Source organism: Bradyrhizobium sp. 61 (assembly GCF_023073075.1).
GTDB lineage: Bacteria > Pseudomonadota > Alphaproteobacteria > Rhizobiales > Xanthobacteraceae > Bradyrhizobium > Bradyrhizobium barranii.
Genome location: NZ_JADPIU010000080.1, coordinates 31,642 through 43,177, shown reverse-complemented (window position 1 = coordinate 43,177; position 11,536 = coordinate 31,642). Strand labels below are relative to the sequence as shown.

The 11,536-nt window shown below is 64.2% G+C and carries 9 protein-coding genes; 1 reads left to right on the top strand and 8 read right to left on the bottom strand.

Annotation, left to right across the window (positions count from 1 at the left end; translation table 11 throughout):
• Positions 1 to 167 precede the first annotated feature (167 nt).
• The 5 genes from IVB46_RS30920 to IVB46_RS30900 form a co-directional block, all read right to left on the bottom strand.
• Entirely contained in the window at positions 168 to 791 is a 624-nt protein-coding gene (locus IVB46_RS30920) for a flavin reductase family protein (protein ID WP_247314418.1), read from the bottom strand.
• Positions 792 to 874: 83 nt separating this feature from the next.
• On the bottom strand, positions 875 to 1,474 hold the full coding sequence (locus IVB46_RS30915; RefSeq protein ID WP_247314420.1) for a TetR family transcriptional regulator: 600 nt from the start codon (positions 1,472 to 1,474) through the stop codon (positions 875 to 877).
• 33 nt (positions 1,475 to 1,507) lie between these two features.
• On the bottom strand, positions 1,508 to 4,645 hold the full coding sequence (locus IVB46_RS30910; protein ID WP_247314422.1) for an efflux RND transporter permease subunit: 3,138 nt from the start codon (positions 4,643 to 4,645) through the stop codon (positions 1,508 to 1,510).
• 174 nt (positions 4,646 to 4,819) lie between these two features.
• On the bottom strand, positions 4,820 to 5,926 hold the full coding sequence (locus IVB46_RS30905; RefSeq protein WP_166350138.1) for an efflux RND transporter periplasmic adaptor subunit: 1,107 nt from the start codon (positions 5,924 to 5,926) through the stop codon (positions 4,820 to 4,822).
• 343 nt (positions 5,927 to 6,269) lie between these two features.
• Positions 6,270 to 7,601, bottom strand: a complete 1,332-nt coding sequence (locus tag IVB46_RS30900; RefSeq protein WP_247314453.1) for an MFS transporter — start codon at positions 7,599 to 7,601, stop codon at positions 6,270 to 6,272.
• A gap of 81 nt (positions 7,602 to 7,682) precedes the next feature.
• On the opposite strand from IVB46_RS30900, the gene IVB46_RS30895 reads away from it, so the two are divergent.
• Positions 7,683 to 8,111, top strand: a complete 429-nt coding sequence (locus tag IVB46_RS30895) for a DUF2809 domain-containing protein (protein WP_247314456.1) — start codon at positions 7,683 to 7,685, stop codon at positions 8,109 to 8,111.
• Positions 8,112 to 8,212: 101 nt separating this feature from the next.
• On the opposite strand, the gene IVB46_RS30890 is transcribed toward IVB46_RS30895, so the two are convergent.
• The 3 genes from IVB46_RS30890 to IVB46_RS30880 all read right to left on the bottom strand — a co-directional run bounded on the left by IVB46_RS30890 (position 8,213) and on the right by IVB46_RS30880 (position 11,519).
• The gene (locus tag IVB46_RS30890) at positions 8,213 to 9,376 is read right to left on the bottom strand and encodes a crosslink repair DNA glycosylase YcaQ family protein (RefSeq protein ID WP_247314459.1); all 1,164 of its coding nucleotides are present in this window, start codon (positions 9,374 to 9,376) and stop codon (positions 8,213 to 8,215) included.
• Positions 9,377 to 9,609: 233 nt separating this feature from the next.
• Positions 9,610 to 9,855: a hypothetical protein gene (locus IVB46_RS30885; RefSeq protein WP_247314462.1), complete on the bottom strand. Its 246-nt coding sequence runs from the start codon at positions 9,853 to 9,855 to the stop codon at positions 9,610 to 9,612.
• A gap of 251 nt (positions 9,856 to 10,106) precedes the next feature.
• Positions 10,107 to 11,519, bottom strand: a complete 1,413-nt coding sequence (locus tag IVB46_RS30880; RefSeq protein WP_247314464.1) for a caspase family protein — start codon at positions 11,517 to 11,519, stop codon at positions 10,107 to 10,109.
• Positions 11,520 to 11,536: the final 17 nt, after the last annotated feature.

Genomic DNA, 11,536 nt, shown 5'->3' with positions numbered 1-11,536 from the left:
ATGGCGGGGAGGGGAATCGGGCTGAATGCCCCGTCGTCATTCCGGGGCGACGCGCAAGCGTCGAGCCCGGAATCCATAACCACCATCGGGAGTATGGATTCCGGGCTCGCGCCTAACGGCGCGCCCCGGAATGACGATGCGGAGAGAGTGGCTTAACCTGGATCAGATCAGTCCGGCCGCACCATCTCGAACATGTTTTCCGGCTTGATCTCGAAGTAGTCGCCGCGACGGCCGGCGCGGACGATGGGGCGGGCGGCGGCGGTCTGGTAGACGCCGTCCTTGATCATGGCCTTGTAGATATGGACGGCGACGACCTCGCCCAGCGTCAGCCAGGCATCGGCCTCCTTGCCGTCGGCACCCTTGAGGCGGACGATGTCGGACACCTTGCACTCGAAGGCAACCGGGCTCTCGGCCACGCGCGGCACGTTGACGAGCTTGCCGGGGACGGCGGTGAGGCCCGCGATCTCGAACTCGTCGACCTCGGGGGCGACATGCGCGGCGGTCGCGTTCATGTGCCTGGCAAGGTCCATGGTGGCGAGATTCCAGACGAACTCGCCGGTCTGCTCCATGTTCGAGACCGTGTCCTTCCAGTTGGTGGAGGAGAAGCCGATGATCGGCGGCACGTAGCAAAAGGCGTTGAAGAAGCTGTAGGGCGCGAGATTGACGTGGCCCTTGGTGTCGCGGGAGGAGATCCAGCCGATCGGCCGCGGCGCGATGATGGCGTTGAAGGGATCGTGCTTGAGGCCGTGGCCCTTGGAGGGCTCGTAGAAATAGAGGTCTTTGTCGGTCACGCGCTGCTTCCTTTTCGTCATTGCCCGCCATCCACCCGTTAAGGGCGGCGCTAAGCAGTTTATAGGGGAAATTCCAGCGCCCGTCAGTGGCGCGGCGACAGACCGGCGATGACGAAATCGATCATCTGGTCGATGGTCGGGCCCGGCTTGGTGGCGCACTGGGCGATCATCTGGGGGTGGAAGAAGCGCATCATCGCGGTGCAGGCGCACATCGAGGCCAGTTGCAGGTCCGGCGCTTCGAACTCGCCGGACGCGGTACCCTGCGCGATCACCTGACCGATGACGCCGGCAATGCACTCCATATGGGCGACGCAGACGTCCCAGTCCTCCTGCATCGCGATCTCGACCATCTCATGCAGCTTGTTATCGCCGACATAGCGCTCGGTGTTCATGCGATGGATGGTGGTGAGCAGCTCGCGGAAGCGCGGGAGCACCGGACCAGGCCGCGCCACAATCCGCAGCGCTTCGATCTCGACCTCGCCCATCAAGGCCCGCGCCACCGACTGGTGGATCGCCTTCTTCGATTCGAAGAAGCGATAGACATTGGCGGGGCTCATCCTGAGCTCCTTGGCGATGTCCCCGACCGTGGTCTTCTGGTAGCCGATCTGGCGGAACAGCCGCTCGGCCACCTCGAGGATACGATCCCGGGTGTCGCCTTCGATATGTTCCGCAACCAGTGTCATGTGTCAGGACTCGTCCATCAGCAGTCTTCTCATTTATTCAGCCGCTTCAGCAAGCGGAATTGCGTGCTGGTCATCGCTCCCATGCTGCGGCGCGGCAGGCTGCTCAGGGGTGCCCGCCTCGTCCAGGCTCTTCCTGAACCACAGGGCGTAGAGGCCCGGCAGGTACAGCAGCGTCAGGAAGGTCGCGACGAACAGGCCTCCCATGATCGTGATCGCCATCGGGCCCCAGAAGGCCGAGCGCGACAACGGGATCATGGCCAGGATCGCGGCGAGCGCCGTCAGCACCACCGGCCGGGCGCGGCGGACGGTTGCCTCCACGATCGCCTCACGGCGGGTCAGGCCGTGGGAGACGTCGGTCTCGATCTGGTCGACCAGGATGACGGTGTTGCGCATGATCATGCCGGCGAGTGCGATCAGGCCGAGCAGCGCCACGAAGCCGAACGGGGCATTGGCGACGTTGAGGCCGAACGAGGCACCGACGATGCCGAGCGGCGCGGTGAGGAACACCAGGATCAGGCGCGAGAAGCTCTGAAGCTGGAACATCAGCAGCGTCAGCATCACCATGACCATCAGCGGGAAGAGGATGAAGATCGAGGCGTTGCCCTTGGCGGATTCCTCGAACGCCCCACCCGGCTCGATGCGGTAGGCCGGCTCGAGATTGTCCTTGATCGCCTTCAGCTTCGGCGTGATCTGGCCGGTGACGTCGGGCGCCTGCACGCCGTCGACGACGTCGGAGCGCACGGTGATCGCCATGTCGCGGTTACGCCGCCACATGATCGGCTCCTCATGGGCATACTCGATCTTGGCGATCTGCTGGAGCGGCACGGCAACGCCGTTCTTCGAGGTGATGGTCAGATCGCCGACGCCGCCGAGATCGAGACGTTCGGACGGGACCGCACGAGCGACCACGGCCACCTTCTCGATGCCGTCGCGAATGGTCGTGACCTGCGCACCCGAGATCAGCATGGACAGCGCCTGCGAGACGTCCTGCGGCGTCAGGCCCATGGCGCGGGCACGATCCTGGTCGACGACGAGCTTGAGGTAAGGCGACTGCTCGTTCCAGTCGAGCTGGACGTCCTTGACGCTCTTGTTCTGCCGCATGACGTCGCGGACCTGATAGGCGATCTCGCGCACCTTGTTGGCGTCGGGGCCGATCACGCGGAACTGGACGGGGAAGCCGACCGGCGGACCGAAGTTGAAGCGGTCGACGCGCACGCGCGCCTCGGTCAGCATGCCCTCCGCAGCCGCGTTCTCGATCTTGGCCTTGATGCGCTCGCGCGCCTCGACGCCCTTGGCGACGATGACGATCTCGGCAAAGGCCTCGTTCGGAAGCTGCGGATTGAGGCCGAGCCAGAAGCGCGGCGAGCCCTGACCGACATAGGACGTATAGGTCTCGATGTCCTTGTCGTCCTTGAGCAGCGTCTCGGCCTTCTTCACCGCCTTCTCGGTGACGTTGAAGGCGGTGCCCTCGGGCAGGCGGAGCTGGAGGAACAGCTCGGGCCGCTCCGACAGCGGGAAGAACTGCTGCTGGACATGACCGAAGCCGACGATCGAGGCGATGAAGACGCCGACGGTCGCGGCCACCACGGTGATGCGGTGGTTGACGCACCATTGCACGATGGCGCGCAGGCCGCGGTACATGCGGGTCTCGTAGACCGCGTGCGGATCGTGATTGTGGTGCACCTTGATGTTGGGCAGCAACATGACGCCGATATAGGGCGTGAAGATCACCGCCACGAACCAGGAGGCGACCAGCGCGATCGCCACGATCCAGAAGATGCTGCCGGCATATTCGCCGACCGCGGAATTGGCAAAGCCGATGGGGAGGAAGCCAGCGGCCGTGACCAGCGTTCCCGTGAGCATCGGAAACGCAGTGGATTCCCAAGCAAAGGAGGCCGCGCGAAAACGGTCCCAGCCCTGCTCCATCTTCACCACCATCATCTCGACGGCGATGATGGCGTCATCCACCAGCAGGCCGAGCGCGATGATCAGCGCGCCGAGCGTGATGCGGTGCAGATCGAGCGACATCATGTTCATGACGACGAAGACGATACCGAGCACCAGCGGCACCGACAGCGCGACCACGATGCCGGTGCGCCAGCCGAGTGCCAGGAACGAGACGAACAGCACGATGACGAGGGCTTCCATGAAGGAGTGCACGAACTCGCCGACGGCGTGCTCGACCACCTTGGGCTGGTCGGCGATGAGCTTGACGTCGATGCCCTGCGGCACCGCCTTCATGAACTCGGCGGTGGCCTTCTCGACCTCTTTGCCGAGATCGAGGATGTTGGCGCCCTTGGCGGTGACGACACCGATGCCGATCGCGGCCTTGCCTTCCTGGCGCACGATGAAGCTCGGCGGGTCGACATAGCCGTGGGTGACGGTGGCGATATCACCCAAACGGAACACGCGGCCGTTGCTCTCGACCGGCGTCTCGGCCACGGCCTTGGCGCCATCGAGCGCGCCGGTGACGCGCAGCGGCACGCGCTGCGACGAGGTCTCGACCGTGCCGGCGGGCACGACGTTGTTCTGCTTGGCGAGCGAATCGAACAGGGCCTGCGGCGTGATGCCGAGGGTGGCGAGCTTGGCGTGCGAGAATTCGACGAAGATGCGCTCGTCCTGGTTGCCGTAGACGTCGACCTTGGTCACACCAGGCACCTTCAACAGGCGCTGGCGGAAGCCTTCCGAGACCTTCTTGAGCTGGGCATAGTCGGCGCCGTCGCCGGTCATCATGTAGAGGATGGAATCGACGTCGGAGAACTCGTCGTTGACGACGGGTCCCAGAATGCCCGAAGGCAACTGGCCCTGCACGTCGGCGAGCTTCTTGCGCAGCAGATAAAACAGATACGGCACGTCCTTCGGCGGCGTGGAATCGCGGAAGGTCACCTGGAGCGCGGTGAATGCCGGCTTGGAATAGGTCTGCACCTTCTCGAAATAGGGCAGCTCCTGGATCTTCTTCTCGATGGGATCGGCGACCTGCGTCTGCATTTCCTGCGCGGTCGCGCCCGGCCAGATCACGGAGACGTTGACCACCTTCACCGTGAAGAACGGATCCTCGGCCCGCCCGAGCTTCTGATAGGAGAAGAAGCCGGCGACGCCGAGTATGATCATCAGGAACAGGACCAGCGTCGGATGGCTGACGGCCCAGGCCGAAAGGTTGAAGCGCTTCATCGCACTCTCCAAAGATGATCCAATTGCAAAAAAACCACAGCCACTCTGTTCAAACCGTCGTCGCGAGGCAGCGAAGCAATCCAGGGGGCTGGGCAGGTTCTGGATCGCTTCGCCGCTTCAGCCCCGGCATTTGCGCTTGGGCCGAAACTCACCTCACACGACGTGACTCGTAAACTAGAAGGACAGTGACGAGACGATCCGCACCCGCTGGCCCGGATCGAGCTTCTGCACGCCGAGCGCCACGATCTTGGCGCCCTCTTCGACACCGCTGGTGATAATGACGTCGTTGCTCTCGTAGGACTTCACCACGACCGGCTTGAGCGTGACGGCGCCATTGTCGTCGACGACATAGAAGGAGGGCTTGCCGCCTTCGTTGAACAGCGCCGACAGCGGCAGCCGCGCGACGCGCTCGGTCGCGGCATCCGACAGCGTCAGCGTCGCGGTCATGCCGAGCGAAACCTTGTCGTCGGCCTCGGGCAGCGAGAACTTTGCAAGATAGGTGCGCGTCGACGGATCGGCCGTCGGCGCGATCTCGCGCAGCTTGGCCGCATATTTCTTGTCCGGCTCCGACCAAAGAGTGACGCTGGCGGCGCCCGACTTGGCACGTCCGACCAGCGTCTCAGGGATCGCGACGACCGCTTCCTTCTCGGCAAAGCGGGCGACACGGATCGAAGTCTGGCCTGCGGCAACCACCTGGCCGGGCTCGATCAGCGTTGCGGTGACGACGCCACGGGCGTCGGCGTTGAGCGTCGCGTAGGAAAGAGAATTCTTGGTCAGCTCGACTGAGCGCACGGCTCGGTCCAGACGCGCGCGGGCCTCATCGGCGGCGGCGCGGCTCGAATCCATCGCCGCATCCGTAGTCCAGCCCTTGGCCTTCAGATCCTTGGCGCGCTGCTCGGCCGCGGCGGCCTGGGCCAGCACGCCGGTCGCAGCGGTCTGCTCGGCGACGGACTGTTCAGCCTGGAGCTTCAGATCGACCTCGTCGAGGGTCGCGAGCGGCTGGCCGATTTCGACGGTCTGGCCGACCTCGACCAGGCGCTTGGCAACCTTGCCGGCCACGCGGAAACCGAGATCGCTCTCGATCCGGGGCCTGACGGTGCCAACGAAGCTGCGCTCCGGCGTCTCGGCATCATAATGAGCGGTCGCGACCAGAACCGGCCGCGGCGGCTCGGCCTTTTCAGCGACGGTATCATTGCACCCGGCCAGCGCAGCGGCCATGAGGGCCAGCGACACACCCGCCAAGAGCTTGGAATAGCTGGACAAAACTGACCGGACGAACATCGGAGGACACTCCCGCGACTGCAATGAGAGGAATGTCGACTAATCACTGATAAAAGTCAATAATCGTCAGTCATCAGGAAAGCGTGATCGTTAAGGGGTGGTAAGGATTTGCATGGCGGTTGCCGGGAGGGTGCGATTGTAGGGTGGGCAAAGCGAAGCGTGCCCACCATGCCTGCCGGAATCAGGAAAATGGTAGGCACGGCGCAAAGCGCGCCTTTGTCCACCCTACGAGAGTCCGTAGCCCGGATGGAGCGCAGCGCAATCCGGGGCCTGCAGGCTGTAGCTCGGAGCGCTCCCGGATTTCGCTTCGCTCCATCCGGGCTACGCAGTGGTGGGTGCAGCTCTAACGCCCCTGCCCGGCGAACTCGTGCTTGCTCTCATGGCCGCCGACAAACACAAGGATGCCGGCGATCAGGGGCAGGACTGCCAGCACCAGCAAGCCGGTCGAGGTCTGGCCGGTGGCTTCCTTGACCCAGCCGATCAGATACGGGCCGCCGAAGCCGGCGAGATTGCCGATCGAGTTGATCAATGCAATGGCACCGGCCGCCGCCGTACCGGACAGCCAGGCGGTCGGCAGGGTCCAGAACACACCGAAGCAGCAGAACACGCCGATCGCGGCCACCGTCAGCACCACCATCGTCATGGTGGGATCGGTGAGGAAGCTGGAGACGGCCAGCGCAACGGCGGTGAGCAGCAGCGGCGCACCGACATGCTTCACGCGCTCGCGCGTCGCATCCGAATGCCGCGCCCACAGGATCATCGCGATGGTGCCGAACAAATAGGGGATCGCGGTGACGAAGCCGGTCTGGGCGTTGGTGAGGCCGAACGCCTTGACGATCTGCGGCAGCCAGAACTGCATGCCATAGAGCGCACCAACGAAGCCGAAATAGACCAGGCTCAGCATGATCACCTTCGGCGACGACAGCGCTTCGCCGAGCGACAGATGCTTCACCGCCTGCTTGGCCGCGATTTCCGAATCGAGCCTGGACTTGAGCCAGGCCTTCTGATCAGCCGAGAGCCAGTCCGCCTTCTCCGGCTTGTCGGTGAGATAGAACCAGGTGACGATGCCCAGCAGCACCGAGGGGATGCCCTCGATGATGAACAACCACTGCCAGCCCTTCAGCCCCATCGCGCCGTCGAGCCCGAGCAGCAGGCCCGAGACCGGCGCGCCGATCACGGTGGAGACCGGGACGGCGATGGCGAAGGCGGCGAGGAAGCGGGCGCGATACTCGGCCGGGTACCAGTAGGTGAGATAGAGGATGATGCCAGGGAAGAAGCCGGCCTCGGCGACGCCAAGCAGGAAGCGCAGCACGTAGAAGCTCGTCACGCCGCTGACCAGCGCCATCAGCGCCGAGATGATGCCCCAGGTCACCATGATGCGGGCGATCCAGCGGCTCGCGCCGAACTTCTCCAGCGCCAGATTGCTCGGCACCTCGAAAATGAAATAGCCGATGAAGAAGATGCCGGCGCCCCAGGAGAAGATCAGCGGCGTGAACTTGAGCTCGGCGTTCATGGTCAGCGCGGCGAAGCCGAGATTGACGCGGTCGAGATAGGAGAAGAAGTAGGCCAGCACCAGGAACGGAATCAGGCGCCAGGAGATGGCGCGGATCGTCGAGGTTTCGATTTCCGACTTGGCTGAGCCGGCGGAACCGGCATAGGTCGTGGTCTGGCTCATGGCTTTCCCCCCGGGGTTGTTGCTCTTATGGGCTGATCCGGGGTTTTCAGCATCACCGCGAAAGAGTCAATGGAGCAAGCAATGCACGGGGCGCAGCGGGATAAACCTGTTGCGCTGCGACGGAGGTCGCTGACCCGCGCCGCCCTTGCGCTGGTCGTCATCGCCTGCGGGCTGTCGTTGCGCTGGTACGGCTTTCCGCTCGGCCTTCCCGCCTTCGTCGTGAAGTATGGCGGCTCGCTGCTGTGGGCGACGATGGTGTTTCTGCTGGTCGGGGTTTTGTTGCCGGGGATGTCGCGGAGCCGACTTGCAGCCATCGCCGTGGCCATCGCGATCGCCGTCGAGTTCTCCCGGCTGGTGCATGCGCCCTGGCTCGATGCGTTTCGACTCACCACCGCGGGCGCGCTGCTGCTAGGACGGATCTTTTCGCTGTGGAATTTGGTGGCTTACTTCATCGGGATTGCGTTTGGCGTTTGGATTGATCGGCTCGTCCAACTGCGTAGGGTGGGTTAGCCGAAGGCGTAACCCACCACTGTTTGCGTCCGCGGCAACAGAAGTGGTGGATTACGCTTCGCTAATCCACCCTACGAGACCGGCGCCACGGCACGCAGCCTTCACTCCGCGAGCTGAAACCGCTCGAAGCGATCGAGCTCCTCCTCGATCACGCGCTTCAGCTCCTTGCGCCCCGCCGTCTTCTTCCCCTGCCCGACCCAGGTCCATTTCTGCATCAACAGCTTCTTCGCCTGACGGTCGGTCTTGAGGTCAAGCGCCGCGACGATCTCGTCGCCCACCAGCACAGGCAAGGCGAAATAGCCGAGCTTGCGCTTGGCCTTCGGCACATAGGCTTCGAACAGATGGTTGTAGCCGAAGAACAGATTGGTGCGCTTGCGCTGGATGATCAGGGGATCGAACGGCGAGAGGATGTGAACGAGATCGGGCGCGGCGCCCTCACCCGGCTCCAGCGCCGCAGGCGCGGCCCAATGCTCCTGCTTGCCGGCGCCCTCGATCGCAACGGGCACGAGCTCGCCGCGGCGGACGCGTGAGGCGACCAGCTGAGCGATCGCCTTCTTGCTCGGCGCATCGAGGTGGCAGATCGAATCCAGACTGACCAAGCCCTGCGACCGCATCGCGCGGTCGAGCAGATAGGCCGTGATGTCTCTCGCCGACGCCGGCTTCGGCAGCTTGTCCCAGCCGAAGTGCCGCGTCATCAGCTCATAGGTCTTGAGCATGCCCTGGCGCGCGCTGACGGTCGCAACGCCGGTGTAGAAGGCGAGCTGCAAAGCCCGCTTCGAGGGCTTTCGGCTCTGCCAGAGATGCTCCTTCTCGGTGAGCACGTCGTCCTCGATGTCGCGGATCGTCAGCGGACCGGCGCGCAGGAGCCGCATCACCTTGCGCGTATCGGCCGGCTTGACCGAGGCGTACCATTTGTGCCCCTCGCGCCGGTGCTCGCGCATCGCCGGCAGGAAGAAGCGAAAATCGTTCGCCGGCACATAGGACAGCGCATGGGTCCAGTATTCGAACACGCTCCTGTCGACGCTCTGGGCCTGGCGCAGATCGGCACGCCGGTAGGACGGAATGCGGCTGAACAGGATGTGGTGGTGGCTGCGCTCGATGACGTTGATGGTGTCGATCTGCACATAACCGAGATGGTCGATCGCATCCGCCACCGCGCGCGCGCCCTCGCCGAACGGCACGCGCTCGTCCAGCCGCTGGGCATGCAGCCAGATCTGCCGGGCCTGTGTCGTGGGGATCGGAAAGGGTTTGGGCGCGCGTGACATTGCAGGAGGCAATGTAGCCGGATTCGCGCCAGGAAAAAGAGAGACGCCAAAGAAGCTTTCTCAAGAAAAAGCCGCGCTGCCAACTGCTGACAGCGCGGCCGAACCGTGCGCGCCTCGCGCCTTACTTCATCGACATGGCCTTCTGCGCCTTCATTTAATGCATGCAGGCGCTCTTCATCTTGCCGTTGCTCATAACGGTGTTGGCCATGGCTGCGCTGCGAGGGTGAAAGGCCTCAATTGCCGTTCTTTTGCACCTTGGGCCGGTCACCGAGGCTGCCGGTGGCAACGTCAGGCTCGCAGGACGCTTTGCCACGCCCCTCCGCCTGGCAGCGATAGACGCTGCCGGTGAGGCGGTCGACCAGCCACATGTTCTCGTCGTTCGGACCATCGAGGCCGACGTAACGGCTGGTCAGCCCGGTGATCAGCGTCGACAGCAGGATCGCCACCGCGATCATCGCCGCACCGACATAGATGGGCATTGAGCTCAGAAAGACTGTCCGATCCGGCGGCCCGCCACGATAGAACTGGTAATCACTCGGCCTGGGCACTGGACTGAACTCGGCTCCGTTCCTCGGCGGTTATTGGACGCGGAGTCCTGCTAGGCGCCCAACTGGCCGAATTCTTGTTCGCACGCGGGCCATCACGCGACGGCTTTGCGACGATCGGTGAGCAAGGGTTTCCGGAACAAATTGGCGGCCCGAGCCGGGCCGCCTGTTGCTTGCCTGCCGGCTCAGCGGCGGCCGAACAACCCGCCCATCATACCGCCGAACAGACCGCCGGGGCCGCCTGGCGGACCGGCACCGCCACCGCCGTAATGGCGCCGGCCGCCACCGCCGGAGGACCGGCGACGCGCCGGCTCGTCGTCTGCCTGTTCGGAGGAGGCCGCGCGGGTCGAGACAATCTCCGACAGCAGGGCCTTGTGCTGGAGCTTGTTGAGATAACCGGTCGCAGGATAGCCACGGGCAGCCTGCCACCGCCTCATCACGGAACGGGTCTCATCGTCGAACTTGCCCGTCGCCTTGACGTCGAAGCCGAGCCCGGTGAGGCGGCGCTGCACGTCGCGGCGCTGGTTCTTGTCCAGACCGATCTGGTCTTCAGACACCTGGTTGGCTTCTTCGGTAAAGGTCGCAGGATCGATCCCGGCCGAGAGGTTGCGGGTGGTGATGGATGGACCATCCTGCAACGCCGCGATGCGGGCGAGCGCGATCGATTTGAACGTGCCGTTGGGATAGCTGGTGAGATAGGCGTTGAGCTCCTCGACCTTGTTGGAGTCCCTGATCGAGCGCCAGAACTCGAGCTCGACGTCGGAGCCTTGCTTGCTCGCGGCCAAGGCCGGCGCGTTCGACGGATCGGTCGTGGCCGCAGCCGGCACGCCGACCGGATTGAGATAGACGTTGCCCGTCAGGTTGGTGTGCCCCCAGGGCAATTGCCCCTTGCTGGTCTCGTCACTGACCTGGGCACGGACCTTGGTCATCGCCTGCTGGATCTCGATCCCGGGCTGGGCAATGTTGGCGACGAGCGCGCGGGTGAACGGGCTGTTGGTGCCGGCCTCGCCGTCGAGCGCGGTCTGGCCGGGGCCGGTGGCAAAGGCAATCAGCGTACCCTCGCCCGACTTCATCTCGGCAAGACCGGTCTGGACGTTGACGGAGCGGGTGGCCCTGGCCGAGCGGATCTTTGCCGCGAACGGATTGTCGCGGCAGGCGTCCAGGAACACGAGCTTCACCTTCGCGTCCGACATGGTCTGATCGAGCGTGAGGTCGACATTGATCGCAGCGCCCAGCTTGACGTCCATCTCGGATTTCAGGTCTGCGTCGACCGGCAACAGGTAGTTGACGCCGTTCACCGCAATCCCGTGGCCGGCATAGAAGAACACCGCGACGTCGGCGCCTTCGCTCTTCTTGCCGAACTCCAGAAGCTTCGCGGTCATGGCATCGCGGGTGAGGTTGGCGCCCTCGACGACGTCGAAGCCGACATTGCGCAGCACCCTGGCCATCGCCTTGGAATCGATCGCGGGGTTGGGAAGCTGCGGGACGTTCTTGTAGGCGGCGTTGCCGACCACGAAGGCGACGCGCTTGTCCGCGAAGGCCGCGTTGCCGCTGACGAGAAATACTGCGATTGAAATTGCTGCGATCAAGAAGCGCATGATCATTCTCCCCTGAT

Bases quoted from the DNA above. Each gene is read 5' to 3' on its own strand.
- IVB46_RS30915 (WP_247314420.1), bottom strand. From the start codon at position 1,474: ATGACACTGGTTGCGGAACATATCGAAGGCGACACCCGGGATCGTATC.
- IVB46_RS30910 (WP_247314422.1), bottom strand. From the start codon at position 4,645: ATGAAGCGCTTCAACCTTTCGGCCTGGGCCGTCAGCCATCCGACGCTG.
- IVB46_RS30905 (WP_166350138.1), bottom strand. From the start codon at position 5,926: ATGTTCGTCCGGTCAGTTTTGTCCAGCTATTCCAAGCTCTTGGCGGGT.
- IVB46_RS30900 (WP_247314453.1), bottom strand. From the start codon at position 7,601: ATGAGCCAGACCACGACCTATGCCGGTTCCGCCGGCTCAGCCAAGTCG.
- IVB46_RS30895 (WP_247314456.1), top strand. From the start codon at position 7,683: ATGCACGGGGCGCAGCGGGATAAACCTGTTGCGCTGCGACGGAGGTCG.
- IVB46_RS30890 (WP_247314459.1), bottom strand. From the start codon at position 9,376: ATGTCACGCGCGCCCAAACCCTTTCCGATCCCCACGACACAGGCCCGG.
- IVB46_RS30885 (WP_247314462.1), bottom strand. From the start codon at position 9,855: ATGCCCATCTATGTCGGTGCGGCGATGATCGCGGTGGCGATCCTGCTG.
- IVB46_RS30880 (WP_247314464.1), bottom strand. From the start codon at position 11,519: ATGCGCTTCTTGATCGCAGCAATTTCAATCGCAGTATTTCTCGTCAGC.